This is a genomic window from Saccharopolyspora sp. NPDC049357, from assembly GCF_040677225.1.
Classification (GTDB): Bacteria; Actinomycetota; Actinomycetes; order Mycobacteriales; family Pseudonocardiaceae; genus Saccharopolyspora.
Window position 1 is genome coordinate 21,560 of sequence record NZ_JBFAQJ010000017.1, and the last position, 26,844, is coordinate 48,403.

Genomic DNA, 26,844 nt, shown 5'->3' on the forward strand with positions numbered 1-26,844 from the left:
GTCACTCGGCTTCCTCGGCGAAGTCCTCGTCCTCGGGCTCCGGACGGCGGGTCCGGCCCGCGCGCAGCGTGCGGGCGAGGATGAGGTTGAACGCCAGCGCGACCTCGCGAGCGCCCGGCGTGCCCCACTGGTGGATCGGCATGCACGCGCCCTGGGCCTGCTGAACCGCGAGCCGGTCCGGCAGCGCGACCGGCATCACCAGCGGGCCGAAGATGTCCCGGAGCTCGTCGATGCGGTACTGGTGCTCGTGCGACCTCGGCCGCACCCGGTTGACCACCACGCCCAGCGGCTGGAGGTCCGGGTTGGTGGCGCGCTCGGCCTGGACCGCCTCGAAAGCGCGCTGAACACCGGACACCGCGAAGATCGTCGGCTCGGTCACCAGCAGCGCTCGGTCGGCCGCCACCAGCGCGGACCGGGTCAGCCGGCCCAGCGACGGCGGGCAGTCCAGCAGCACCAGCTGGTAGGGGAGCTCGCCCTCGGCGATCAGATCGTCCAATTCGGACAGCGCGTCGTCGAGCCGGGACAGGTGGTCGCCGTCGGCGTGCCCGTTGAGGCTCTCGGCGTCCTCCGAACCCACCAGCACGTCGACCTCGTCGCCCCACGAACTGCCGGTCACCGCGGCCCGCAACACCTCCGGGCCGGGATCGGCGAGGACATCGCTCAGACCCTTCGCGGTCTTCTCCGGTTCCAGGGCGGCCGTGGCGTTGCACTGCGGGTCGAGATCGACCACCAGCGTCCGAACCCCGCGCCGCATGGCGGCCGAGGCAAGCCCGAGCACCACGGTCGTCTTGCCCACGCCACCCTTGAGACTCAGCACCGCAACCGTCTGCACGCGGTCAGCCTACGGAACCGACGTCGACATGAGCAGTGCTGGCCGTGTTTTGCCCAGGCGGTCCTGGTGCGGCACGCCGTTGCGGATCTCGGCTCGCCCGGCATTACGCTTTTGGCATGAGATCGGACGCCGTCCACCAGGTGCTGGAAACCGAGATCGCCGACGCGGCGCAGCGGCTCGGCCGCCGACCGCGCGTGCTCGACGTCGGCGGCGGCAGCGGCGTGTGGGCGGTGCCGCTGGCCGAAGCGGGCTGCGCGGTGACCGTCATCGATCCCAGCCCCAACGCTCTGGCGACTCTGCAGCGCCGCGCCGAGGACGCCGGGGTCGCCGATCGCGTCACCCCGCTGCAAGGGGACACCGAAGCCCTCGCCGCGCTCAGCCCCGACGGTGGTGCGGACCTCGTCCTCGCCCACGGTCTGCTGGAGGTCGTCGACGACGTCGACGCCGCCATCGCGGCGCTGGCCTCCTCCACCGCCCCCGGCGGAGCGGTGTCGGTGCTGGTCGCCAACCGCTACGCGGCGGTCCTCGGCCGGGCGCTGGCGGGCCGCGTCGGGGAGGCGCTGCGGCTGCTCAACGATGCCGACGGCGTCCTGGACGCCGGATCGGAGACCCTGCAGCGCCGGTTCGACACCGACGGGCTCCAGCGGTCGCTGAGCGCAGGCGGGTTCACCGTCGAGCTCGTCCAGGGCCAGGGGGCGCTGAGCGACCTCGTGCCGGGCTCGGTCACCGACGACAACCCGCGCACCGCCGACGCCGTCGCGGAGCTGGAGCAGGCCGCGGCCACCCGCTCGCCGCTGCGCGACATCGCCACCCGGCTGCACGCGATCGCTCGGAAGCCCGGCTGAGACCAGGGCGGACCGTGCGGTTTCGGAAATTTCGAAGATCGGCCGTACAGGTGACAAAATGATCACTGACCGCGACTACCCTGGGTGCCTCGGCTGATTACCGCTGGTCGTTGACCTCGTGGAAGATGTCGATCACAGCCCCGAACCGACGATGTCCGCAATGTCGCAGGTTTCCGGTGGCCGGACCGGGTAGTCGTCGCGTCTCTGGAACCGTATCCTCAGTGGTGACGCCCCCAAGCGTTCGCCGGTCGGCAAGCCCGGCGCCACCGAGAACCTGTGCCGGAGGAGGAGTCATGCCACTCTCCGAGCACGAGCAGCGACAGCTCGAGCAGATCGAGCGCGCGCTCTACGCCGAGGACCCCAAGTTCGCCTCCACCGTGCGCGGAGGACGGCTACAACGCCCATCCCGACGTCGGCGTTTGCAGGGCATCGCCGTCTTCGTGCTGGGCCTTGCTCTGCTGGTCGTCGGCGCGGTGATCCCCGCCCTCCGACCGGCGGAGATCCCGGTGTTGAGCGTGGTCGGCTTCCTCGTGATGTTCGGCGGAGCCGTGATCGTCCTGTCCGCGTTGCGCGGTGGCGGCGATGACGCCGAGGCCACGGATGACAAGAGCGGCGGCGGGGACAAGCCGAAGCGTGGTTCCGGCCGTGCCTCCGGGCGCGGATCGCTGGCCCAACGCATGGAGGAGCGCTTCCGCAAGCGCTTCGAGCAGTAGAACCCCACATCGACGATCGCCGCCGGGCCCCATGAGGACCCGGCGGCGATCTTCGTGCGTGCGGGCAGCGGTTCCGGCCGGCCCTCAGGAGGTGCGCCACGGGGGCAGCGCCGAGCGCGGGAAGAGGCGGGAGCGCAGGTCCAGGGGAGCGTTCTGCCGGAGGCTCGCGCTGATCGCCTTCAGCGTCTCCGGCAGGGTGCCGTCCGCCTGGGAGGCGGGCGCGTACCACTCCCGCTCGACGGCCTTGACCAGCTGTTTCAGCGCGTCGGCCCCCGTCGCGTCCAGGTCGTGGTCCTTGGCCAGCCGGTCGGCGAGCTGCCGGGCCGTGTGCGTGTCGCGCGGCTGGTAGCCGCGATCCCGGAACTCGTCCAGCACCTCCCGCCACGCGGTGTCCGCCGCACCCGCGCGGCCCTCGGTGATCGCCTGGAGGCGCTGGCCGCGGCGGATCTCGCGCACCGCCAACGGCGTCGCCGCGCCCGCGCAGGCCCCCAGCGCGATCAGCACCAGCACCACCACCGACCAGCTGCGATCGGCCGGCTCGCGGCGCTGCTCGGGCACGTCGCGGGCGTCGGGCTGGTCGGGCTGCGGCCCGGCCGCGGGCGGAACCGGTGCTCCCTGTTCGGGGGCGGGCTGCGGCTGACCGGGCAGCGGGGCGGGCGCCTGCGGCGGGTGCAGCGCGGTGTCGAGGAACTGCGGCAGCGCGGTGCGGCCGTCGCTGAGCGGCGTCGGGTCGAAGGTCTGCCAGCCCCAGCCGGGGAAGTACGCCTCCACCCAGGCGTGCGCGTCCTCGGTGGTGATGACCTGCTCGGTGCCGTCCTGGTAGCCGGCGGTGAAGCCGACCGCCACGCGCGACGGGATGCCGATCGAGCGCAGCAGCACCGCCATCGACGAGGCGTACTGCTCGCAGAACCCGCGCTTGCCCCGGAACAGGAAGTCGCTCAGCGCGTCCTGCCCGGTCGCGGGGGCCGTGGTCAGGTCGTAGCGAAACCCGTTGGCGGGGTCGGTGAAGTACCGGTTGACCGCCACGGCCTTGTCGAACTCGGTGGGCGCGTTCTCGGTCAGCCGCCGCGCGAGATCGGCGACCCCCGGCGCGATGCCCGAGGCGTCGACGTAGGTGGGGTCGATCGGCATCGGCCCGCGCGCGGCGCGCAGCTCCTCCGGCGAGGGATCCGGGACGATCACCTGCTGCGTGTAGGGCCGGGTCTCCTGGTTGGTCTGGGTGAACACGATCCCCGCGGCCGGGTCGTACCGCCAGTTCCGGCCCATGCCCGACACCGCGACCGGCGTGCCGAACACCGGTAGCCACGGGTCGCGGTATCCGATCGGCTGCACCTCGATCCGCTCGGGCCTGCCGCGTCCGATGGTGGTGCCCTCCGGCAGCGGCAGCGGGGCGTTCGCGTCGACGCCCTGCGTCAGGCCGTCGAGCTGCCAGCCGGAACGCGGGTCGAACTTGCGCAGCGTCATCGCGCGCAGGTAGCTGTCCTGCTGCAACCCCCGGACGCGGAAGAGCTCGACCACCTGGTCGCGGTTGAGCTGTCCGCGCAGCGAGGTGAACGGCTGCAGCCCGATCCCGTCGGTCCCGCCGAACTCCTCGGGGACCGAACCCGGCAGCCGGCCCTCGGTGCCGACCCCGGTGAACACCGAACCGGCCAGCACCGCGATCACCCCGGCCGTGCCCGCGACCACGGAGGTGGTCCGGCCGAACAGCGCGTAGGCGACCCGGTCCGGCTCCTCGTAACGCCGCCACCTGCGGTGATGGCCACCGGAGGCGAGCAGCAGCGCGTATCCGGCACCGCCCAGCGCGAACGACCACCACGGCAGCATCCGGTCCGACAACGACGCCGGGATCGCGAACACGCACAGCAGCACCAGGCCCGTCACCGCGGGCGTGCCGATGCCCACCGCGATCAGATCCACCAGCAGCGCCACCACGCCCAGGCCGAGGCACACCAGCGCCTGCAGCGGCGGTTCGGCCGCCACCGGCGGCACCCCGGTGCTGATCAGCTCCCTGGTGCCGCCCAGCAGCCGGGCCAGCTCGCCGAGCGCGGCGGGTCCCGGCAGCACCCCGAGGAACGCGCTGGACCCCGCGAACAGAACGGTCAACGTCACCAGCAGCACGGTCAGCTGCCCGGCCGCGATGCCCACGTTCGGCCAGCTCAGGTGCCTGCCCAGCACGCCGGCGCCCACGACGGCCGCGACCGTGATCAGCGCGGGCAGCAGCCAGCGCAGGTCCGCGAGCACCCCGGCGAACGCCGCCGAGGCGCACATGACGGCCACCGCTCCCGCCGCAGCGGCGACCAGCGAGGTGTCGAGGGAACCGGTCTCGTCGGTGCTCACTGCATCATTCCCGCGGTGTCGCCTGCCTTGGTCTGCCCGCACAGCTCCCGCCACACCTCGCTGATCGGCGTGCGCGGGCCGTCGGCCACCACGACGGTCCAGCCCGCCGCGCGCAGCCTGCGCGCGGCGTCGTCCACGTCGTTGCCCGCGCCGTCGCCGTTCCACGACCGGACCGCGAGCAGCACCGCGATGCTGCGGGTCTCCTGCGGGCGCAGCTTGGTCAGCTCCGCGACGGCGGCGGTGGTGGTCTCGCCGAGCACCGCGATGAGCTCGTGCCCGTCGCCGGGGTCGCGGCTGCACTCCAGATCGCGTTGCGGGGACGGGCGCACGGCGGCCAGCGAGTCCAGCAGCGCTTCGTCCCGCCCGCCGTCGTCGCCGCCGATGTTGCGGGTCAGCGGATGCCCGTCCTCGGTGACCAGCCGGACCTGCTGGCCGTGCTGGGCCAGGTGCAGGCAGATGCTGGCGACCGCGGAGATCGCCCACTCGACGCTGTTGCCCGCGCCGTTGCCCCGGTGCGCGGCCGAACGCCGGTCCAGCAGCACCGTGACGCCACCGTGCCAGGGTCGTTCCTCCACCCGCACCATGAGCTCGTCGCGTCGCGCGGTCGACTTCCAGTGCACCCGGCGGATGTCGTCGCCCTGCCGGTACTGGCGGACCATCGCGTCGTCCTCGCCGTGCCCGGCGCGCAGCCGCGCGGTGCCGTCCTCGCCGGTGCCCAGCCCGGATCCGGCGGGCAGCCCGGCCAGCTGGACGACCTGCGGCGTGGCCACCAGCCGGGAGCGCCCTGCCAGCTCGCGGTCGAACAGGGCCAGTCCGAACGGATCGCCGATCCAGGTGCGCAGCGGTCCGATGTGGTGGATGCCGCGCAGCGCCGGGATCACCGAGTAGGTCAGCACCTGGCCGCCGTGGCGGGGCACGATCGGCAGCCGGAACCGGGGGCGGCCGCCCAGCGCGTGCGGGGTGCCGTCCTCCAGGACCAGCCCGTCGGCGGGCAACCGGCCGCTGCCGCTGATGTGCAGCTGCACGTCAGCCCGCGATCCGACCTCCACGCGCGGTGGATCGATCACCCGCCGGGCCGCCACCCCGAACCTGACCTGGCCGGACAGCGCCAGGGCCAGCAGCGGCAAGGCGATCACGAACGCCGAGACCCGCAGCAGGTCCCGCTCGTCGAGGACCAGCGCGCAGATCCCGGCTGCCACGCCCGCGGCCAGCAGGCAGCGACCGCGGATGGTCAGCCCGGAAAGCATGTCAGCCTCGTTCGTCGTGCGTGTCGCCGCGCGGCACCGGGATGCGCTCCAGCAGCTGCCGCACCAGGTCGGTCGCCGAGCGGCGGGCGGCGCGGGCTTCGCTCGTCAGCACCAGCCGGTGCGCCAGGACCGGGACGGCCACGGCCTGCAGGTCGTCGGGGATGACGAAGTCGCGGCCGGCCAGCGCGGCCTGCGCGCGGGCGGCCCGCACGAGTTGCAGCGTCGAGCGCGGCGAGGCGCCCAGCCGCAGCTCGGCGAGGTTGCGGGTCGCGGTGACCAGCTCGATCGCGTAGCGGCGGATGTCGGTGGAGGTGTGCACCTGGGAGACCACGCGCAGCAGCTCCTGCACCTCTGCGGCGTCGGCGGCCGGGCGCAGCTGGCTCAGCGGGTCGTGCCCGGAGTGCTCGTCGACCATCGCCAGCTCGGCCTTGGCGTCGGGGTAGCCGATCGACACCCGCGCGGTGAACCGGTCGCGCTGGGCTTCCGGGAGGGCGTAGGTGCCCTCCATCTCGACCGGGTTCTGCGTCGCGATGACCATGAACGGCGAGCCGAGCGCGTAGGTGTCGCCGTCGACGGTGACCTGCTGCTCCTCCATGCACTCCAGCAGCGCCGACTGGGTCTTCGGCGAGGCGCGGTTGATCTCGTCGCCCACCACGATGTTGGCGAACACCGGGCCCGGCCGAAACTCGAAGCTCTCGGTCTGCCGGTTGTAGATGGACACGCCGGTGATGTCGCTGGGCAACAGGTCCGGGGTGAACTGGATGCGGCTGACGGTGCAGTCGATCGAGCGCGCGAGGGCCTTGGCCAGCGAGGTCTTGCCCACCCCGGGGACGTCCTCGACCAGCAGGTGGCCCTCGGCGAGCATGGTGACCAGCGCGATCCGGACCACCTCGGGCTTGCCGACGAGGACCTGCTCGACGTTGGCGGCGATGCGCTGGATGGTCCCGTGCACGTGATCGATGCCGGGCGCGGCGGCGACGGGCCCATCGGTCGTTGGTCCGACGGCACCGGTCAGCTGGGTTTTCGGCGTCACGCCACCTCCTGGATTGCGCCCTCCCGGTCATGTCTGGCCCGCAGACCGGGGGTGCCGGGAGGACACCCGGACCGGGCTGGCGGAGCGGGAGGCGGCACTGCCCCCACTTCACCCCACCACCGATGCCCGGCGGCTGCCGAACATCGAACGGACCTGAGCATAACCGCCTGCCCGACTAGTTGATCTACACGCGTGCTGACCGGCGGTTTTCGCGAATTTCCCACTCATCGTGGCTGGTGGACCGGCGGTGGTGCGTGGTGGGGTGGGGGCACAGCGGCGCCCCCGTTTTCCCCCACTCCGCCCCCACGGCGTGCTACCTGCGAAAACAGTCGCGACCTCGCCAGGGTGAAGGGGGCGTTTCGTGTTGACGGTGGAGCGAAGTGGGGTACTGTGGGGCGCGGTGGGGCAAAAGGGGGTCCTGCTGCCTTCGTCGGCAGTTGACTCCGCGTCGGATCGGCGTGGGGACCAGTCGTCGGCAGGGGCGATCCGGGCCGGGGGAGGTGGACCGGGATGTTTCTCGGCACCCATCACCCCAAGCTCGACGACAAGGGGCGCTTGACGCTGCCGGCGAAGTTCCGGGACGCACTGGCTGGGGGTCTGATGGTCACCAAAGGTCAGGACCACTGCCTCTACGTCTTCCCGCGCGACGAGTTCGAGCAGATGGCGCGCAAGGTCGCCGAGGCTCCGTTCACCAACGAGGCGGTTCGCGCCTACCAGCGGTACCTGTTCGCCGGAACCGACGAGCAGCGGCCCGACGGGCAGGGGCGGATCTCCATCGCGCCGGAGCTGCGGCGCTACGCGGAGCTGAACAAGGAGTGCGTGGTCATCGGCGCGATCACCCGCCTGGAGATCTGGGAGGCGGAGAGGTGGCAGAGCTACCTCGACGAGCACGAGGAGGGCTACGCCCAGGCTCGCGAGGAGGTGCTGCCCGGCGTGTTCTGAGCGCGACGGTCGGGTTTCGTGAGGCCTCGGTCCGCTCGGCTTTCGCCTCCTGGTGCATCTTCCCCGGTACCAGGAAGCGACGGGCGGGCGGGGACCTGACGGGATCCGGCGCAAGAGGGGGATCAACGCTGCGACGGTCGGTGCGCACTGCTGAGTGCGCGCCGATCGCTGGTTATGAGCAAGAACGGCACGCGGGAGGGAGGGACCGCAGTGGCCGACAAGCCGCATGAGACGGGCGGTTCCGCCCGCGACAGGCACGTGCCGGTGCTGTTGGAGCGCACGCTGGAGCTGCTCGCGCCTGCGCTGTCCCGGGACGGGGCGGTGGTCGTCGACGCCACGCTGGGCATGGGCGGGCACTCCGAGGCGATGCTCGCCGCGCACCCGGGGTTGACGCTGGTCGGGCTCGACCGCGACCCGGACGCGCTGCGCCTGGCGGGCGAGCGGCTGGCGCCGTACGCCGACCGGATCCACCTAATGCACGCGGTCTACGACGAGTGGGACCGGGTGCTCGACGAGCTCGGACTGTCCGCTGTGGACGCTGCGCTGTTCGACCTGGGCGTGTCCTCGTTGCAGCTGGACGAGGCCGACCGCGGTTTCGCCTACTCGCAGGACGCGCCCCTGGACATGCGGATGGATCCCGGTGCGCCGCGCACCGCCGCCGACGTCCTCAACACCTACGCGCACGAGGACCTGGCGCGGGTGCTGCGGGTCTACGGCGAGGAGAAGTTCGCGGGCAAGATCGCCTCGGCGATCCTGCGCGAGCGCGACAAGGAACCGTTCAGCAACAGCGCACGGCTGGTCGAGCTGCTCTACAACGCGGTCCCGGCCGCCAGCCGGCGCACCGGAGGGCACCCGGCCAAGCGCACCTTCCAGGCGCTGCGCATCGAGGTCAACGCCGAGCTCGACGTGCTGGAGCGGGCGCTGCCCGCGGCTCTGGAGTCGCTGGCCGTGGGCGGTCGGATCGCGGTCATGTCCTACCACTCGCTGGAGGACAAGATCACCAAGCGGGAGCTCGCCGATCGCGTGAAGTCCCGCACCCCGGTCGACCTGCCGGTCGAACTCCCCGGGCACGGGCCGGAATTCCGGCTGCTCACCCGGGGTTCCGAGCAGGCCGGTGAGGACGAGAGAGAAACCAACCCCAGGGCGGCTTCGGTGCGGCTGCGCGCCGCCGAGCGGATCCGCGGGGGCAACGGCGAGGAGGCGACATGACTGCACCTGCACGTGCCAACGCGGCTTCACGGACCGACAGCGCCCAGGCCGAGACCGTCGAGAAGACCCGCACGGCACCTCAGCCGACGGGGCTGAAGCCGCCGCCCAAGAAGGCTGACAAGCGCCGCACCCGCTCGGCCGCCGCCGAGCGCGCCTACGCGCGTCGCGAGGAGCGCCGCGAGCAGTCGGCCCGGCGTCCGCGCCAGGTCCGGCAGGGCATCGAGGAACGACGTCCCGTCGCGGCCATGCCGCGCGCCAAGCAGCTGGTGCACGACCGGGTCTCGACGCTGGCCCGGCTGCCGCTGGTCGTGGTCGTGATGGTCGTGCTGGCCACCGGCCTGGCGGCGACGCTGTGGCTGTCGATCTCGGCGGTCAGCGGCAGCTACCAGCTGCAGGAGGGCGAATCCCGGGTCAACGCGCTCAACGAGCGCAAGGAGCAGCTGCAGCGCGACGTCAGCACGATGGGTTCGACGCCGGAGATCCAGCGCCGCGCCGAGCAGGAGCTCGGCATGGTCAAGGCCCCGGCGCCGGCGCACCTGGTGCCGCAGCCGGACGGTTCGGTCGTGGTCGTCGGTGAGCCGGAGAAGGCCACCGCACCGCCGCCGCCCGCCCCGCCCGCGCCGCCGGCCGCGCAGGGTCAGGCGGTCGTGCCCGGTCAGCCGGTTCCGCCGGCGGCCCCGCAGACCGCGCCGCAGAACGACCCGGCCCAAGCGCAGGCGATGGGGCGCTGATGCCGCGCAGGCCCCAAGCACGAGGTCGCACCGCCCGCACCAACGTCGCCGGAAGCAACCGGCGGTTGTTGGTCGGGCGGTTGCTCATGGTGATCGCGTTGCTGGTCACCGGGGCCAAGCTGGTCCAGGTGCAGGGCGTGGAAGCCGGTGAGCTGTCCAGCCAGGCCGAGAAGCAGCGGATCACCAAGGACGCGATCCCCGCCGAACGCGGGTCCATCGTGGACCGCAACTCCAACGTGCTCGCCTTCTCCAGCGAAGCGCGCCAGCTCTACGCCAACCCGCGCCAGCTCACGCAGGCTTTCGACGAGCAGCACGCCAAGGATCCGAGCAAGCCGACCTCGGTGCAGCACAAGCAGGACATCGCCCGGTTCATCGCCAAGACGTTGCCCGGCCAGATCACCGAGCAGGAGGTGCTGGACGCGCTGTTCAAGGACGCCGCGTTCACCTACTTCGGCCCCGAGATCGATCCCAGCCAAGCCAACCTGATCACCGAGAAGTACCCGCACATCGGCGCCGAGTACCGCGCCACCCGCGAGTACCCGGCGGGCAACCTGGCGGCCAACGTCATAGGCGCGGCGAACTGGCGGATGGACGAGCGCAAGGTCCAGGGCCAGATCGGCCTGGAACTGGCGATGAACAAGGTCCTCGCCGGTCGCAACGGCACCAAGGTCTCCGACACCGCGATGGGGTCGAGCCTGGTCATCCCCGGCACCGAGCGAGAGCTGGAACCGGCCACCCCCGGTTCGGACGTGCAGTTGACGCTGGACTCCGACCTGCAGCACATGGTGCAGCAGGCGGTCTCCGACTACGCCGTCCGCGCGGGTGCCAAGAGCGCGAGCGCGGTGGTCCTCGACGCCAAGACCGGTGAGGTCTACGCGCTGGCCAACGACAAGACCTTCGACCCGCGCGGCCCGTGGGTCGGCAACCTCGGCAACCCGGCGGTCACCACGCCCTTCGAGCCCGGCTCGGTCAACAAGCTGATCACCGCGGCGGGCGCGATCGAGCAGGGCGTGGTCAAGCCCGAGACGGTGCTGCAGGTGCCGGGCAGCATCGAGGTCGCCGACCGCACGGTGGGTGACGCGTGGGAGCACGGCACCATCGGGCTGACCTTCGCCGGCGTGCTCGGCAAGTCCTCCAACGTGGGGACGCTGATGGTCGCCCAGCAGCTCGGCGAGCAGCGGTGGTACGACCTGGCCAAGGCGTTCGGGCTCGGCAAGCTGACCGGCATCGGCCTGCCCGGCGAGAGCGGGGGCAGCCTGCTCCCGCGCGAGAAGTGGTCGGGCTCGACCTTCGCGAACCTGCCCATCGGGCAGGGGCTCTCGATGACCGTGCTGCAGATGGCGGGCATGTACCAGGCGATCGCCAACGACGGCGTCCGCATGCCGCCGCGCATCATCGAGGCCGAGATCGGTCCGGACGGAACGAGGATCGAACGGCCGCGTCCGGAACCGGTCCGGGTCGTGAGCCCGCAGACCGCGCACACCGTCAAGGACATGCTGCGCTCGGTGGTGCAGAACGGTCCTGGCAGCGCCGACGACGGCACCGGCCCCGCCGCCGCGATGCCGGGCTACCAGGTGTCGGGCAAGACCGGTACGGCGCAGCAGATCGATCCCGCGTGCCGCTGCTACAGCCAGTCCAAGTACTGGATCACGTTCGCAGGCATGGTTCCGGCGGACGATCCGCGGTTCGTGGTCGGTCTGATGCTCGACGCCCCGTCCGGTTCCCGCGAATCCAGCTCGGCGGCACCGCTGTTCAACACCATCGCCAGTTCCCTCACCCAGCGCTACCAGATCCCGCTGTCCAAGGAGCAGGCCCCGATGCAGACGCTCCAGCTCCCTGAGTGAACCTCCAACCGGCTCTCCCCCTTCGGGGAGGGCGGTTCGGTGGTGTGGTGTGTTGGCAGGGGGCAGTTTTGGTCCGAACCGACACATGATCATGTCTGCTGTGCACGGTCAGTTCGGACCAGAACCGCCCACCGCGGGTCAGTTCGGCTCGAGGTTCTTCGGGCTTCGGGCGTTCTGCGGGGTCGTGGACCTCGTCGTGGTGGGGTCTTCGGACTTGGTGAGGGTGAGGAAGAGGGCTGCTGCGGCGAAACCGCAGAGGGCGAGGAGGTAGAGGCCTGCCGCGTCGGAGTCGAGGGTGGATTCGACCCAGGTCTTGGCGACCGGGGCGACGAAGCCGCCCAGGTTGCCCAGCGAGTTGATGAGGCCGATGCCGGCCGCCGCGGCGGTTCCCGTCAGGTAGGCGGCCGGGAAGGTCCAGAAGACCGGCTGAACTGTGATGTAGCCGGCCGCGGCCACCGACAGGCCCGCGATGGCCAGGACCGGGTTGCTGAAGGCCGCGGAGGCCGCGATGCCGACCGAGCCGACGGCGACGCAGGCGGCCGCGACGAAGCGCTTCTTCGGCTGGGCCAGGCGGTCCGCGGCCGTGTTGACCACGATGTTGACCACCAGCGCCACGGTCCACGGGATCGCCGTGACCAGCCCGACCAGCAGTCCGACCTCGCTGCCCACGGCTTCGGACACCTGCGTCGGCAGGTAGAAGGTCATGCCGTAGACGCTGCACTGGATCAGGAAGTAGATCAGGCAGAAGTACAGCACCCGGAGGTCCACCAGGGCCGAGAGCAGCCGGTGCGGTCCTCGCTTCGCCTCGTCCTCGGCGTCCAGCGCGGCTTGCAGGGTGGTGCGCTGCTCCTCGGTGAGCCACTTGGCGTGGGCGGGGGAGTCGTCGAGGTAGAAGAACGCCCACACGCCCACGACGCAGGCGATCAGGCCCTCGACGGCGAACATCCACTGCCAGCCCAGGAACCCGGCCGCGCCGTCGAGCTCCAGCAGTGCGCCCGACAGCGGTGCGCCGAGCACGGAGGCCAGCGGGATGCCGAAGTAGAACAGCGCGTTGCAGCGGGCGCGGTAGGCGTGCGGAACCCAGTAGGTGATGTAGAGGATCACGCCAGGGAAGAACCCGGCTTCGGCCACGCCGAGCAGGAAGCGCAGCAGGTAGAACAGGAACTCGCTGTTGACCAGCGACATCGCCGCCGAGATGAGTCCCCAGGTGACCATGATCCGGCACATCCACCAGCGGGCACCCACCCGCGTCATGATCAGGTTGCTGGGGACTTCGAACAGCGCGTAGCCGATGAAGAACAGGCCCGCGCCGAGCGCGTACGCGGCCTCGGAGATGCCGGCGTGCGCCTGGAACTCCTCCTTGGCGAAGCCGATGTTGACGCGGTCCAGGAACGCGATGACGTACATCAGGAACAGGAACGGGATCAGTCGGACCATGACTCGCCGTACCGCTGCGCGCAGCGCCGGGGCGTCGGATCGCACCGTGCCTCCTCGTCGAGGTTCGGTATGTCGAACGTTGTTCGTGATTTGGATCACGAGCGTAGGAGCGCCGCTCGGCGGCGTCAACGGTCCCGTTCGAAATGGCAACCACTGTTCGGTATTGCGGATGGGCTATTGCGCGCTGCCGCACGAGCTGGTTACGTCCCTTCCATCCGCTGGAAACCACAGCTCGGGAGGACGCGATGAGCACGCCGCGGCGCAGCGCCAGCTGGTTCGGGGCCTACGGGCGAGCAGGCATGACCGCTCGTTCCTGGGTGAAGAACCAGGGCTACAGCGACGAGGTGTTCGACGGGCGGCCGGTCATCGGCATCGGCACGACCTGGTCGGAGCTGGCCCCGTGCAACGCCCACCAGCAGCGCATCGCCGAATCGGTGAAGCGCGGGGTGTGGCAGGCGGGTGGATTCCCCCTGGAATTCCCCAACATGGCGCTCGGCGAGACGCTGATGCGGCCGACCACCATGCTCTACCGCAACCTGCTGGCCATGCAGGCCGAGGAGACCATCCGCGCCAACCCGCTCGACGGCCTGGTGCTGCTGTCCGGTTGCGACAAGACCACTCCGGGGCTGCTGATGGCGGCCTCCAGCGTCGACCTGCCCGCCGTGATGCTCACCGGCGGACCGATGCTCAACGGCAAGTACCGGGGAACCGACATCGGCTCCGGCACCGCCGTGTGGCAGGCCGAGGCCGACCTGGTCGCGGGTCGCATCGACCAGGAGGAGTGCTACTTCATCGAGGGCTGCATGTCCCGCTCCAACGGGCACTGCATGACGATGGGCACCGCCTCGACCATGGCCTGCGTCGTCGAGGCGCTGGGCATGCAGCTGCCCTACGCCGCGTCCTGGCCCGCCGTGGACGCCCGCCGCTACGCCACCGCCCAGCAGACCGGGCAGCGGATCGTGGAGATGGTTTCCGAGGACCTCAAGCCCTCCGACATCCTCACCCGCGAGGCGTTCCGCAACGCCATCCGCGCCAACGCCGCCATCGGCGGCTCCACCAACGCCGTGGTGCACCTGATCGCGATCGCCAAGCGGGTCGGCGTGGAGCTCACCGTCGACGACTTCGACCTCGACACCCGCGAGGTGCCGACGCTGGTGAACCTGCAGCCCAGCGGCAAGTTCCTGATGGAGGACTTCTGCTACGCGGGCGGGCTGCCCGCCGTCCTCAAGGAGCTCGGCGGACTGGTGGATCGCGAGGCGATCACCGTCAACGGCAAGACGATGGGCGAGAACATCGCCGACGCCGAGGTGCACAACCGCGAGGTCATCACCTCCTTCGACGAGCCGTTCCAGGCCGTGGGCACCGGCACCGCGGTGCTGCGCGGATCGCTCGCGCCCGGTGGTGCCGTGATCAAGCAGTCCGCAGCCTCGCCCCGGCTGCTGGTGCACCGGGGCACGGCGATGGTGTTCGAGGACGTCGACGAGTACTACGCGGTGTGCAAGGACGACGATCTCGACGTCGACGAGAACACCGTGCTGGTGGTCCGCAACGCCGGGCCGAAGGGCTACCCGGGGATGCCCGAGGTCGCCAACGTCCCGGTGCCGAAGAAGGTGCAGGACGCCGGGTTCGACGACATCGTCCGCATCTCCGACGGCCGGATGAGCGGTACCGCCTACGGCACCGTCGTCCTGCACGTCACGCCCGAGGCCGCGGCCGGAGGACCGCTGGCCTTCGTCCGCACCGGCGACACCATCAGCATCGACGTGCCCAACCGGCGGCTGGACCTGGAGATCCCGGACGAGGAGCTCCAGCGCCGCCAGGCCGAGTGGAAGGACCCGGACAACCCCTACGAGCGCGGTTGGCAGCGGCTCTACTACGACCACGTCCTGCAGGCGTCCGACGGTGCCGACCTGGACTTCCTCGTCGGCAAGTCCGGCAGCTACGTCCCCCGCGACGGCCACTGACCGAGCGACGAACCGCGCTGAGCGACCTACCCGGACGCTCAGCGCGGTCAGGCGCGTGGCGTTCGAATTTCGCGCGAATTTCGAGTCCGAACTTCAGCCCCCGAATTTCGGGCGAAGTTCAAATCCTCCGGTCGCCCGGACGTCCGCGCGAAGTCCCAGCGCGCCTCCGTCTCGGCGGGAAGTGCGTGGTCAGGAGGGGTGCCTTACGAATTTCGCGCGAAATTTGAGTCGGAACTTCGGCGTTCGAATTTCGCGCGAAATTCGAAGGGGCTGGTGGTGTCAGAGGCCGGCGGGGACCTGCGGGTCGCTCCAGCCGAGGTAGTCGCTGAAGTAGGAGGTGCTGTCGGCGTGGCCGATGGCGCCGTTGACGCTGCTGCTGTGGAAGCCGCCGTTGCCGTCGGCGATGCCGACGTGGCCGTACTCGCTGATGTTCCAGTAGACGAAGGCGCCGGCCGGGGGAGTGGAGCCGTCGGTGTGGGCCTTGCCCGCGGCGACCGCGCCGTTCCAGTGGTCGATGGCGGAGGGCCAGACGCCGGTGACGCCCCAGGCGTTCTCGGCGGCCATCTCGCACATGCCCTCGTAGGAGGTGTCTCCCGCGTGGGCCTCGTACCACTCGACGGCGCCCTGGGCGGTGCCGTCGCCGGCGTCGAGCGGGGTGACGGCGGCCGGTGCGGTGGCGGCGGGTTCGGCGGTCGGCGCGGGCGCGGCCGACGCGCTCTGGGCGGTCAGCGGAGCGAGGAGCAGTGCGGCGGCGAGACCGGTGGCGGCCACGCGGCCGGGACGATGGTTTCTCACGACTTCCTCCAGAGACTGGTGAATCTCCAACGGGCATCGGAACGTTATAGGTCCGGAATGTCGTGAGCCAGGGGTGCGTCCACTTCTCGCCACGGCGCCTGCCGAGCCTGAAAGCGGACAACCTGCCCGGCGTCCGTCACGCTTCGGAACGGGCGTGCACGGGGCGTCGAAACGCGCGTCCCGAACCGCGCAGCGCCCGGAGCGCCACTGCTCGGTTCAGCGCAACGGTCGTGCCGCCGAACGGGTGGGCGACCATGGAGATGCGGCCGACAGTGCTACCGGTAGCCTTGCGCGACGTGCCTTCCGCGGTCGCGACTGCCCCGCCTCGACCCACCCGCGTCGAGCCGGTGCAGATCAACAAGCTCGCCGATGAAATCGGCGCGCGCGTGGTGCGCGTACCTGGTCATCCCGCCTTCGAAACGGCGGTCACCGGTGCCACACTCCGCGCTCAACACGTGCGTCCCGGCGACCTCTTCGCCGCCCTACCCGGCATCCGCGTGCACGGCGCCGACTTCGCCGAGCAGGCGCTCGACGCGGGCGCGCACGCGGTGCTCACCGACGCCGACGGAATCCTCCGCGCGAACCTGACCGAGCATCCCGCGGTCCGCGCGGGCCGCGTGGTGCTGCTGGAGCACGACGACCCGCGCGGCGTCCTGGGCAGGGCGTCGGCGCTGATCTACGGGGACCCGTCCAGCAAGCTGAAGATCCTCGGCGTCACCGGCACCTCCGGCAAGACGACCACCAGCTACCTGCTGGAATCCGCGCTCAACGCCGCCGGCCTCACCACCGGCCAGATCGGCACGGTGGAGACCCGGATCGCCGGTGAGCGCCTGGACAGCGCGTTCACCACGCCCGAGGCCCCCGACCTGCAGGCGCTGCTGGCGGTGATGGTCGAGCACGACGTGACCACGGTCGCCATGGAGGTCTCCAGCCACGCGCTGGCCATGGGCCGCGTGTCGGGCACCCGCTTCGCCGTCGGGGCCTTCAGCAACCTCTCCCAGGACCACCTGGACTTCCACCGCGACCTGGAGGACTACTTCCAGGCCAAGGCGCTGCTGTTCGACGGGCGCGCCGAGCGCGAGGTGGTCTGCGTGGACGGCGACTGGGGTCGCAGGCTGGTCACCGCCGGCACGGTCACCGTCTCCACCGAGAGCACCGGCGCCGACTGGACCGCCACCGACGTCACCGCCTACCCGACCGGTGAGCAGACCTTCACCGCGCACGGTCCCGGCGGCATCGAGATGCCGATCCGGCTGCGCCTTCCCGGCCCGTTCAACGTCGCGAACGCGCTGCTGGCGATCGGTGTGCTGCACGCCGCCGACGTCCCGCTGGTCGCGATCGAGAAGGGCCTCGCCGAGGTCGACGTGCCCGGTCGGATGGAGCGTGTCGCGCTGGGGCAGGACTTCACCGCTGTGGTGGACTACTCGCACAAACCTGGTGCGGTTTCGGCCGTGCTGGACGCCGCGCGAGCGCAGGTCGACGGCGACGTCGTCGTCGTGCTCGGCTGCGGAGGTGACCGGGACACCGCCAAGCGCCCGCTGATGGGCGAGGCCGCCGCACGGCGGTCGGAACTGCTGATCGTCACCGACGACAATCCGCGGAGCGAGGACCCGGCCGACATCCGGGCCGCGATGCTGGCGGGGGCCCAGGAGGTGCCCACCGGCGAGCGTGGTGAGGTGATCGAGATCGGCGACCGCCGAGCGGCCATCATCGCGGCGGTCGAACGTGCCAAGCCCGGCGACATCGTGGTCGTCGCGGGCAAGGGCCACGAGACAGGACAGGATGTGGCGGGCGTGGTGCACCCCTTCTCGGACCGGGAGGAGCTGGCCGCCGCGCTGCGCCATAGGCTTGGCCACAACGAAGAAACCCAAGATCGTCGGGGGCGGGACACGACAGCGGGCGCGTGAGCGCCGAAACGCTGGCGAAGCAGCAGATCAGGAGGCCGGGTGACAACCCGGCCTGCCGGACGCGGATGTCCCGCAAGAACACCGAGGAGGCAGGTTGATCCGGCTCAGCCTTGCTGACATCGCTTCGGCGGTGGACGGCAGGCTTCACCGTGCGGAAGGTTCGGAGATCGTCAGCGCCGGGGTCGAGTTCGACTCGCGCAAGATCACCGACGGCGGGCTTTTCGTGGCCGTGCCGGGAGAACGCGTCGACGGGCACGACTTCGCCGCGCAGTCCATCACCGACGGCGCGACCGGCGTGCTCGCCGCGCGCGAGGTGGACGCCCCCGCAGTGCTGGTGCCGACGGTGCCGGTCGAGGAGCGCTCCAGCGCCATGGCGCTGGCCGGCGACACCGACGGCACCGGAGCGGCCGTGCTGGCCGGGCTGGCGAAGCTGGCCCGCCACGTCGTGGACCGGCTGCCGGAGCTCGCCGTCGTCGGCGTGACCGGCTCGTCCGGCAAGACGTCCACCAAGGACCTGATCGCGCAGCTGCTGGCCCCGATGGGGCCGACGGTCGCGCCGCCCGGCTCGTTCAACAACGAGCTCGGCCACCCGTGGACGGTGCTGCGCGCCGACGAGCAGACCCGGCACCTCGTGCTGGAGCTGTCGGCTCGCGGTGTCGGCCACATCGCGAGCCTCTGCGAGGTCGCCCCGCCGCGCATCGGCGTGGTCCTCAACGTCGGTCACGCCCACCTGGGCGAGTTCGGCTCGCAGGAGGCGGTCGCGCAGGCCAAGGGCGAGCTCGTGGAGTCGCTGCCCGCCGACGGAGTCGCGGTGCTCAACGCCGACGACCCGCTGGTGGCGGCGATGGCCGAGCGCACCCGGGCGCGGGTGGTCTTCGTAGGCGAGTCCCCGAAAGCCCACGTGCGCGCCGAGGACGTCGAGGTCGACGAGCTCGCGCGGCCGACGTTCACGCTGGTCACCGGAGAGGGAACCCCGGCCGGGCGGACCACGGCGCGCGTGACGCTGCCGCTGTTCGGCGAGCACCACGTCGGCAACGCCCTGTCGGCCGCGGCCGTGGCGCTTGAGCTGGGCGCGACGCTGCCGCAGGTCGCCGAACGGCTGGGCTCCATCCAGCGGGTCTCCGCGCGACGCATGGAGGTCGCCGAGACCCCGAACGGCGTCACCGTGGTCAACGACGCCTACAACGCCAACCCCGAGTCGGTGCGCGCCGCGCTGAAGACGCTGGCCGCGATGACCAGGGGCCGCCCCGCGCGGGCGTGGGCCGTGCTCGGGCCGATGGCCGAGCTCGGCGACGCCGACGTGGAGGCGCATGACGAGATCGGGCGGCTGGCCGTCCGGCTGAACATCGACCGGCTCGTGGTGGTCGGCGAACAGGCCCAGGCGATGCACCAGGCCGCATCGCTGGAAGGGTCGTGGGGAGAGGAATCGGTGCTCGTTGCGGACATCGACGAGGCCGTCGCGCTGCTGCGCGCCGAGCTGCGTCCGGGTGATGTGGTCTTGACCAAGGCGTCCAACTCGGCCGGGCTGTGGCGAGTCGCGGAAGCCTTGTTCGCCGATGGCGGTAATGGAGAGCAGCAGCAGTGAAGCCGATTCTGATTTCCGCCGCGGTGGCGCTGGTGGTCTCGATCCTGTTCACGCCCTACCTGATCCGGGTGTTCTCCCGGCAGGGCTTCGGTCAGGAGATCCGCGAAGAGGTGCAGGGCCAGCACGCCGCCAAGCGCGGCACGCCGACGATGGGCGGCATGGCCATCCTGGTCGCGATGTGGTGCGGCTACCTGGTCACCCACCTGGTGATGGGCGAGCCGCCCACCGCCACCGGGCTGCTGGTGCTGGGGCTGACCACGGCGCTGGGCATCGTCGGGTTCCTCGACGACTTCATCAAGATCCGCAAGCAGCGCAACCTGGGTCTGAACAAGACCGCGAAGCTGGTCGGCCAGCTGGTCGCCTCGGTGCTTTTCGCGATCCTGGCGATCCAGTTCCCGAACCAGAACGACGTCACCCCGGCGTCGGTGGACCTGTCGTTCCTGCGGGACATCACGGTGATCTCGTTCGGCGCGGTCGGGTTCGTGATCTTCGCCTACATCGCGATCAGCGGCTGGTCCAACGCGGTCAACTTCACCGACGGCATGGACGGCCTTGCCGGCGGCACGGCGGCGATGGTGCTGGCGACCTACGTGCTCATCGCGTTCTGGCAGCTGCGCAACGACTGCTTCGGCGCCGGCCCGGCCCCGGGCTGCTACACGGTGCGCGACCCGCTGGACATCGCGGTGGTCGCGGCGGCGGCGATGGCCGCCTGCGTCGGGTTCCTGTGGTGGAACGCCGCGCCCGCGAAGATCTTCATGGGTGACACCGGCTCGCTGGCGCTGGGCGGTCTGCTGGCGGGCCTGTCGATGGCGACCCGCACCGAACTGCTGATGATCATCATCGGTGGCGTGTTCGTCGTCGAGGCGCTGTCGGTGGTGCTGCAGATCGTGGTGTTCCGCACGACTCGCCGCCGCCTGTTCCGGATGGCCCCGTTCCACCACCACTTCGAGCTGGCGGGCTGGGCCGAGACCACGGTCATCATCCGGTTCTGGGTGCTGGCGGGCATCAGCTGCATGTTCGGCGTGGGGCTCTTCTACGCCGACTGGCTGGCGCTGGCGCGGTAGGGATCTCCGCGTGGCGGAAACCTGAGGGCTCCGCGGACCGCGGGCGCCGCTGTCCCACGCACGGCGGAGTGGCCGTCCTCGCCACGAAGCCGCTCAGGACCCGCGGCGGTGCCGGTGCCTAGGGTGGGCTGAGCGGCTTCGCCGCTCGAAGACGATGAATCGCACGACGACGAGGCAGGGAGGCGGGCCGTGAGCCGGTACCGAGGGTTGCGGGTGCTGGTCGCCGGTGCCGGGGTGTCCGGGCGGTCGGCGGCGGAGGCGCTGCTGGCGGCGGGTGCCGAGGTGACGGTCACCGACGGTTCGGCGGACCGGCTCGCCGCGCTCGCCTCGCTGGAATCCCAGGGCGCGCGGCTCGTTCCCGGGCTCAACACCCCGCCGGAGGGAACCGACCTGGTGGTCACCAGCCCCGGCTGGCGGCCCGACGCACCGCTGCCCGCCGCGGCCGCCGCCGGCGGGATCGAGGTGATCGGTGAGGTCGAGCTCGCCTGGTGGCTGGACCAGGAGCGGCCCGAGGGCCCCGCGACGTGGCTCGCGGTGACCGGCACGAACGGCAAGACGACCACGGTGAGCATGCTGGAGTCGATCCTGCGCGCCGCCGGTGCCGACGTCGTGGCCTGCGGGAACGTCGGGCTGCCCGTGGTGGACGCGGTCCGCGCTGGGCACCGGGTGCTGGCGGTGGAGCTCTCCAGCTTCCAGCTGCACTGGCAGCGGGCGCTGCGCCCGAAGGCCGGTGCGGTGCTCAACCTCGCCGACGACCACCTCGACTGGCACGGCTCGCTGGAGTCCTACGGCGAGGCGAAGGCGAAGGTGTTCGCGGGCAACGACGTCGCGGTGTTCAACGCCGACGACGAGTGGTCCCCCCGGCTCGTCGAGGCCGCCGGGGGACGGCGCGTGTCGTTCACCCTCGGTGTCCCGCAGGCCGGTCAGCTCGGCGTCGACGAGGACCGGCTGGTCGACCGCGCTTTCGGTGATGACGTGGAACTCGCCCGGCTGTCCGAGGTCCGCCCGGCGGGCCCGCACAACGTGGCGAACGCGCTGGCCGCGGCGGCGCTGGCCCGCGCGCACGGCGTCGAACCGGCGGCCGTCGCGGCGGGCCTGCGCGACTTCGAGCCCGGAGCGCACCGCTCGGTGCTCATCGCCGAAGCCGACGGTGTGTCCTATGTGGACGACTCCAAGGCCACCAACCCGCACGCCGCCGACGCCGCCCTGCGCGCCCACGACTCCGTCGTGTGGATCGCGGGTGGCCTGCTCAAGGGCGCCGACGTCGACGAGCTGGTCCGCGCCAACGCCGGACGGCTCGCGACCGCGGTGCTGATCGGCCGGGACCAGGGCGAGTTCTCCGCCGCACTCGGCCGACACGCCCCGGATGTGCCCGTGCACGAGGTCGCATCGGGGGACGATGCGGGCATGCTCGAAGCGGTTCGCCTGGCGCACGACAGCGCGCGGCCCGGCTCGGTGGTGCTGCTCGCCCCCGCGGCAGCGTCGATGGACATGTTCACCGACTACGCCCACCGCGGCAGGGCTTTCGCCGACGCGGTGCGCGACGTGCTGTCCGAAACCCCGGCGGCGACGACGCGCGGTGGGTGATCCGGTGACCACCGCTGCGACGAAGGGCGCTGCCGCGCGAGATCCACGCAGGCGAGCCGGGGTGACGGTGCTGTCCACGCTGACCGCCTGGCTGACCCGCCCGCTGGCCTCGTTCCACCTGCTGCTGGCCGTCTTCGGCCTGCTCACGGTGTTCGGCCTGGTGATGGTGCTCTCGGCGTCCAGCGTCGACTCGTTCAACCGGGACGGCTCGTCCTACAGCGTGTTCGTCAAGCAGGTCATGTACTGCGGCGCGGGGCTCGTGCTGTTCTACGTCGCGCTACGCGCCCCGGTGCGCCTGCTGCGCCGCTACAGCCTCGGCATCCTGGCCTTCTGCCTCGGACTCCTGGTGCTCGTGCTGATCCCCGGCGTGGGCACCGAGCTCAACGGCGCCCGGAGCTGGTTCTTCGTCGCCGGCGTGTCGTTCCAGCCCGTCGAGTTCGCCAAGATCGCCTTCGCGCTGTGGGGCGGGCACGTGCTGGTCACCAAGCGCGGCCTGATGACCCAGTACCGCCACCTGCTGGTCCCCGTGGTGCCCGCCGCGCTGCTGATGTTCACGCTCGTGATGATGCAGCCCGACCTCGGCTCGACGATCACGCTGTTCGTCGTGCTGCTGGCGCTGCTGTGGTTCGCCGGAGCGCCGCTGCGCCTGTTCCTCGTGATGGCGCTGGGCGCGGTCACCGGCGGCATCGTGCTGGCGATGATCGCCGAATACCGGATGGCGCGGCTGACGTCCTTCCTCGACCCGGCATCGGACCCCTCCGGCAACGGCTACCAGGCCATGCAGGCGCTGTTCGCGCTGGCCGATGGCGGACTGGTGGGCCGCGGCCTCGGCCAGGGCTGGTCGAAGTGGCAGTACCTGCCCAACGTGCACAACGACTACATCTTCGCGGTCATCGGCGAGGAGCTCGGGTTCATCGGCTGCGCCATAGTGCTGATGCTGTACGCCACCACGGCCTACGTGGGCATGCGCATCGCCTTCCGCAACACCGACCCCTTCATCCGGCTGGTCGCGGCGACCCTGACCACCTGGCTGGTCGGCCAGGCCGTGATCAACATCGGCTACGTGGTCGGCCTGCTGCCCACCACCGGCCTGCCGCTGCCGCTGATCTCCTCGGGCGGGTCCTCGGTGGTGACCAGCATGCTGGTGTTCGGCCTGCTCGCGAACTTCGCCCGGCACGAACCCGAAGCCATCGCCGCGCTACGGTCTCTGGGACCGGGACGGGTCGGCAAGCTGCTGCGACTGCCCACCCCGGCGCCCTACCGCCCGCCGGCGAGGCGGAAGACTTCCCGGCCCGTTCCCCGGACCCGGCCCGGCGCCAAGAGCTCCGGCGCGTCCGGAACGCGCCGGAGCGGAGCAGAACCCCGCGCACGAGGTGCGCGCAGCGGGCCCGGCTCCCGGGCTCAGACACGAGGAGGACACCGTTGAGCGGGGACGAGACGGTCCGCATCCAGCACCTGGGCGGACCGCAGGGCGCTGCGATGGGCATGCGCCGGCTGTCGGTGGTGGTCGCCGGAGGCGGCACTGCGGGGCACATCGAACCGGCCCTGGCGCTGGCCGACGCGGTACGACGCATCCGCCCCGACGCCCAGATCACCGCGTTGGGCACCGAACGAGGACTGGAGAACCGGCTGGTCCCGGCTCGCGGATATCCGCTGGAGCTGATCCCGCCGGTGCCCATGCCCCGCAAGCCCAACGCCGACCTGCTCAAGCTGCCGCTGAAGGTGCGCGAATCGGTGCACCAGACCCGCGACGTGCTCGACAAGGTCGGCGCTCACGTCGTCGTCGGCTTCGGCGGCTACGTCTCGCTGCCCGCCTACCTGGCCGCCCGCGGCCGGGTGCCGATCGTGGTGCACGAGGCCAACGCCCGCGCCGGACTCGCCAACAAGGTCGGCGCCAAGCTCGCCGCCCGGGTGCTGGCGGCGACGCCGGACAGCGGCCTGCCCGGTGCCCAGGCCATCGGCATCCCGCTGCGCGAATCGATCACCCGGCTGGACCGCTGGAAGCTGCGGATGCAGGCCCGCCAGCACTTCGGGCTGCACCCGCACGCCCCGACGATCCTGGTCTTCGGCGGTTCGCAGGGCGCGCAGACGCTCAACACCGCCTTCTCCGGTGCCGCGCAGGCGCTCGGCCGCGCCGGCATCGGCGTGCTGCACGCGCACGGACCCAAGAACAGCGTCGCCATCCAGCAGGTCATGGGCGCGCCGATCTACCGGACCGTGCCGTACCTGGAGAAGATGGACCTCGCCTACGCCGCCGCCGACCTGGTCGTGTGCCGGTCCGGTGCGATGACCGTCGCCGAGGTCTCGGCCGTCGGCCTGCCCGCCGTGTTCGTGCCGCTGCCGCACGGCAACGGTGAACAGGCGCTCAACGCTCAGCCGGTGGTCAGCGCCGGGGGAGCCCGGCTGGTCGCCGACGCAGAGCTGACGCCGCAGCGGGTCATCGACGAGATCATCCCGATGGCGCTGGACGCGCAGCGCCTGCAGATGATGAGCCAGGCCACCATGGGCAGCGGCCACCGCGAGGCCGACCAGGTGCTCGCCCGCATCGTGATGGAGGTGGCGGGTCAATGACCGCCGACATGGACCGACTGCTCGATCGGGTTCACCTGGTGGGCATCGGTGGGGCCGGGATGAGCGGCATCGCCCGCATCCTGCTCGCCCGCGGCCGCCAGGTCTCCGGCTCGGACGCGCGCGACTCGCGCACCGTCATGGCGCTGCGCGCCCAGGGCGCGAGCATCGGGATCGGGCACCACGCCGAGAACCTCGACCTGCTCGACCAGGAGCCGACGGCCGTGGTGGTCTCCACCGCGATCCGCCCGGACAACGCCGAGCTGGTCGCCGCGCAGGAACGCGGCATCACCGTGCTGCGGCGGGCCGAAGCGCTGGCCGGGCTGATGTCCGACCACCGCGTCGCCTGCGTCGCGGGCACGCACGGCAAGACCTCGACCACCTCGATGCTCACCGTGGCGTTGCAGCACTGCCGGATCGACCCGTCGTTCGCCATCGGCGGCGACCTCAACGAGTCCGGCGCCAACGCCCACCACGGCGACGGCGGGGTCTTCGTCGCCGAGGCCGACGAGAGCGACGGATCGTTCCTGGTGTTCGCGCCGTCGGTGGCGGTGGTGACCAACGTCGAACCCGACCACCTGGACCACCACGGCACCGCCGAGGCCTACACCAAGGTCTTCGAGGACTTCATCGGCCGCATCGAACCGGGCGGCGTGCTCATCGCCTGCTCCGACGACCCCGGCGCGGAAGCCCTTGCGGTGCAGGCGGAATCCGCCGGCGTGCGGGTCCGCCGCTACGGCGCGAACGCGACCGCCGGCGGCGACGCCCGGCTGGCCGGCTACCGCGCCACCCAGGGCATCGGCGTGGTGTCGGTGGAGCTGGTGGGCGTGTCCGGCGAGCTGGTCGACGTGCAGGTCGCCGTCCCCGGCGAGCACATGGCGGGCAACGCCGTCGCGGCCCTGCTGGCCGGTCTGGAGCTCGGCGCCCCGCTGGAGGGGATGCTGGAAGGTCTGGCCGCGTTCGGCGGTGTGCGGCGCCGCTTCGAGTTCAAGGGCCGGGTCAACGGCATTCGCGTCTACGACGACTACGCGCACCACCCGACCGAGGTCGCCGCACAGCTGCGCGCGGCCCGCCCGGTCGTCGGTGCGGGCCGGTTGATCGTGGTGTTCCAGCCGCACCTGTTCTCCCGGACCGCGACGTTCGCCGCCGAGTTCGCCGAGGCCCTGGGCATGGCCGACGAGGTCGTCGTGCTCGACGTCTACGGCGCGCGGGAGGACCCGCAGCCGGGCGTGACCGGCAAGCTGATCTCCGACGCGATCCCGCTGTCCGCCGAGAACGTGCACTTCGAGCCGTCCTTCACCGACGCGGGCCCGCGCGTCGCGGGCCTGGTGCGTCCCGGCGACCTGGTGCTGACCATGGGTGCGGGTGACGTGACGATGCTCGGTCCGGAGATCCTCGGCGAGCTCGACCGGGCCCTCGCTTCCGGCGGCAACGGCAACGGGGAGGACCACGGGTGACGGACCGGAGCGCGGCGGAGCGAGCGCGGCGCCGTCCGGTGCGCCGGAGCGCGCCGCCCGCTCCGGCCTGGCGGCGCTTCCTGCTGCCGGGCGTGCTGGCGGTGGCGACCATCGGTTTCCTGGTCGTCTACTTCTCGCCGCTGCTGGGCGTGCGCGCGGTGCGCGTGGAGGGCAACGAGGGTCTGCCCTCCGACGCGGTGGTCCAGGCCGCCGGGGTCGCCGAGGGCACGCCGATGCTGCGGGTGGATCCGGGGCAGATCCGGGAGCACCTGCGCGGCTTGCCGAAGGTCGCCGACGCGACGGCGGTGCTGGACTGGCCGTCGACCGTGATCATCCAGGTCACCGAGCGGACCCCGGCGGCGTACTTCCGCGCCACCGACGGGATCCGGGTGCTCGACCTGGCAGGGGTGCCGTTCGAGACGGTCGCCCAACCGCCCGCCGGTGTGCCGGAACTGCGCGCGCCGAAGGCCGCCGCCGACGACCCCACCACCCGAGCCGCGCTGTCGGTGCTGGTGGCACTGCCGGTCCCGGTGCGGGGCGAGGTGACCGCGGTGGTGGCGGGCAGCCCGAGCGACGTGCGGCTGGAGCTCACCGGCGGTCGCACCGTCGACTGGGGTTCGTTGAAGGACACCCAGCGCAAGGCGCTGATCCTGACGCCGCTGCTGACCCGCCCCGGCAAGGTCTACGACGTTACGACACCCGCGCTGCCCACGGTCGCCTGAACGGCCGTCAACGAACGGCACCGGA

The 26,844-nt window shown here is 71.6% G+C and carries 21 protein-coding genes; 15 read left to right on the top strand and 6 right to left on the bottom strand.

Annotation, left to right across the window (positions count from 1 at the left end; genetic code table 11):
• Window position 1: 1 nt before the first annotated feature.
• Window positions 2-832: a ParA family protein gene (locus AB0J91_RS16440; RefSeq protein ID WP_363789142.1), complete on the bottom strand. Its 831-nt coding sequence runs from the start codon at window positions 830-832 to the stop codon at window positions 2-4.
• A gap of 116 nt (window positions 833-948) precedes the next feature.
• On the opposite strand from AB0J91_RS16440, the gene AB0J91_RS16445 reads away from it, so the two are divergent.
• Window positions 949-1,677 carry a class I SAM-dependent methyltransferase gene (locus AB0J91_RS16445; RefSeq protein WP_363789143.1) on the top strand — a complete coding sequence of 243 codons (729 nt, stop codon included), beginning with the start codon at window positions 949-951 and terminating at the stop codon, window positions 1,675-1,677.
• 293 nt (window positions 1,678-1,970) lie between these two features.
• On the top strand, window positions 1,971-2,390 hold the full coding sequence (locus AB0J91_RS16450; RefSeq protein ID WP_363789144.1) for a DUF3040 domain-containing protein: 420 nt from the start codon (window positions 1,971-1,973) through the stop codon (window positions 2,388-2,390).
• 84 nt (window positions 2,391-2,474) lie between these two features.
• Here the strand turns inward: AB0J91_RS16450 and AB0J91_RS16455 are convergent, their stop codons facing one another.
• From AB0J91_RS16455 to AB0J91_RS16465, 3 genes are read right to left on the bottom strand one after another with little or no spacing between them, the layout of a single operon-like run.
• Window positions 2,475-4,727, bottom strand: a complete 2,253-nt coding sequence (locus AB0J91_RS16455) for a transglutaminaseTgpA domain-containing protein (protein WP_363869218.1) — start codon at window positions 4,725-4,727, stop codon at window positions 2,475-2,477.
• Window positions 4,724-5,974, bottom strand: coding sequence for a DUF58 domain-containing protein (locus tag AB0J91_RS16460; RefSeq protein WP_363869221.1), 1,251 nt, complete (start codon window positions 5,972-5,974; stop codon window positions 4,724-4,726). Before AB0J91_RS16460 ends, AB0J91_RS16455 begins: the two co-directional genes overlap by 4 nt.
• A 1-nt stretch (window position 5,975) precedes the next feature.
• Entirely contained in the window at window positions 5,976-6,935 is a 960-nt protein-coding gene (locus AB0J91_RS16465) for a MoxR family ATPase (protein ID WP_363869422.1), read from the bottom strand.
• A 582-nt stretch (window positions 6,936-7,517) separates the two neighbouring features.
• On the opposite strand from AB0J91_RS16465, the gene mraZ reads away from it, so the two are divergent.
• From mraZ to AB0J91_RS16485, 4 genes are all read left to right on the top strand, one after another.
• Entirely contained in the window at window positions 7,518-7,949 is a 432-nt protein-coding gene (mraZ, locus tag AB0J91_RS16470; RefSeq protein ID WP_363789147.1) for a division/cell wall cluster transcriptional repressor MraZ, read from the top strand.
• Window positions 7,950-8,159: 210 nt separating this feature from the next.
• Window positions 8,160-9,158: a 16S rRNA (cytosine(1402)-N(4))-methyltransferase RsmH gene (gene rsmH, locus AB0J91_RS16475; protein ID WP_363869224.1), complete on the top strand. Its 999-nt coding sequence runs from the start codon at window positions 8,160-8,162 to the stop codon at window positions 9,156-9,158.
• Entirely contained in the window at window positions 9,155-9,889 is a 735-nt protein-coding gene (locus AB0J91_RS16480; protein ID WP_363789149.1) for a hypothetical protein, read from the top strand. Before rsmH ends, AB0J91_RS16480 begins: the two co-directional genes overlap by 4 nt.
• On the top strand, window positions 9,889-11,733 hold the full coding sequence (locus tag AB0J91_RS16485) for a penicillin-binding protein 2 (protein WP_363869227.1): 1,845 nt from the start codon (window positions 9,889-9,891) through the stop codon (window positions 11,731-11,733). Before AB0J91_RS16480 ends, AB0J91_RS16485 begins: the two co-directional genes overlap by 1 nt.
• 138 nt (window positions 11,734-11,871) lie before the next feature.
• On the opposite strand, the gene AB0J91_RS16490 is transcribed toward AB0J91_RS16485, so the two are convergent.
• Entirely contained in the window at window positions 11,872-13,215 is a 1,344-nt protein-coding gene (locus tag AB0J91_RS16490) for an MFS transporter (protein ID WP_363869230.1), read from the bottom strand.
• Window positions 13,216-13,415: 200 nt separating this feature from the next.
• On the opposite strand from AB0J91_RS16490, the gene AB0J91_RS16495 reads away from it, so the two are divergent.
• Window positions 13,416-15,134 carry an IlvD/Edd family dehydratase gene (locus tag AB0J91_RS16495; protein WP_363869233.1) on the top strand — a complete coding sequence of 573 codons (1,719 nt, stop codon included), beginning with the start codon at window positions 13,416-13,418 and terminating at the stop codon, window positions 15,132-15,134.
• Between the two features lie 279 nt (window positions 15,135-15,413).
• Here the strand turns inward: AB0J91_RS16495 and AB0J91_RS16500 are convergent, their stop codons facing one another.
• A complete protein-coding gene (locus AB0J91_RS16500; protein ID WP_363869236.1) occupies window positions 15,414-15,929 on the bottom strand; it encodes a CHAP domain-containing protein in 516 nt (171 codons plus the stop codon).
• 260 nt (window positions 15,930-16,189) lie between these two features.
• Here AB0J91_RS16500 and AB0J91_RS16505 point away from each other — a divergent pair, with 260 nt between their 5' ends.
• From AB0J91_RS16505 to AB0J91_RS16540, 8 genes are all read left to right on the top strand, one after another.
• On the top strand, window positions 16,190-17,836 hold the full coding sequence (locus AB0J91_RS16505; RefSeq protein ID WP_363869425.1) for a UDP-N-acetylmuramoyl-L-alanyl-D-glutamate--2,6-diaminopimelate ligase: 1,647 nt from the start codon (window positions 16,190-16,192) through the stop codon (window positions 17,834-17,836).
• 94 nt (window positions 17,837-17,930) lie between these two features.
• Window positions 17,931-19,421, top strand: coding sequence for a UDP-N-acetylmuramoyl-tripeptide--D-alanyl-D-alanine ligase (murF, locus tag AB0J91_RS16510; protein WP_363789155.1), 1,491 nt, complete (start codon window positions 17,931-17,933; stop codon window positions 19,419-19,421).
• Window positions 19,418-20,485 (top strand): phospho-N-acetylmuramoyl-pentapeptide-transferase, encoded by a 1,068-nt coding sequence (gene mraY / locus AB0J91_RS16515; RefSeq protein WP_132675152.1) that lies wholly within the window; start codon window positions 19,418-19,420, stop codon window positions 20,483-20,485. Before murF ends, mraY begins: the two co-directional genes overlap by 4 nt.
• A gap of 189 nt (window positions 20,486-20,674) precedes the next feature.
• Entirely contained in the window at window positions 20,675-22,072 is a 1,398-nt protein-coding gene (murD, locus tag AB0J91_RS16520) for a UDP-N-acetylmuramoyl-L-alanine--D-glutamate ligase (RefSeq protein WP_363869238.1), read from the top strand.
• A gap of 61 nt (window positions 22,073-22,133) precedes the next feature.
• Window positions 22,134-23,498, top strand: coding sequence for a putative lipid II flippase FtsW (ftsW, locus tag AB0J91_RS16525; protein ID WP_363869428.1), 1,365 nt, complete (start codon window positions 22,134-22,136; stop codon window positions 23,496-23,498).
• A gap of 53 nt (window positions 23,499-23,551) precedes the next feature.
• Window positions 23,552-24,643: an undecaprenyldiphospho-muramoylpentapeptide beta-N-acetylglucosaminyltransferase gene (gene murG / locus AB0J91_RS16530; RefSeq protein WP_363789321.1), complete on the top strand. Its 1,092-nt coding sequence runs from the start codon at window positions 23,552-23,554 to the stop codon at window positions 24,641-24,643.
• Complete coding sequence (gene murC, locus AB0J91_RS16535; RefSeq protein WP_363869241.1) at window positions 24,640-26,097, top strand: UDP-N-acetylmuramate--L-alanine ligase; 1,458 nt, start codon at window positions 24,640-24,642, stop codon at window positions 26,095-26,097. The genes murG and murC overlap by 4 nt, the downstream gene beginning before the upstream one ends.
• Window positions 26,094-26,819: an FtsQ-type POTRA domain-containing protein gene (locus AB0J91_RS16540; protein WP_363789158.1), complete on the top strand. Its 726-nt coding sequence runs from the start codon at window positions 26,094-26,096 to the stop codon at window positions 26,817-26,819. The genes murC and AB0J91_RS16540 overlap by 4 nt, the downstream gene beginning before the upstream one ends.
• Window positions 26,820-26,844 lie beyond the last annotated feature (25 nt).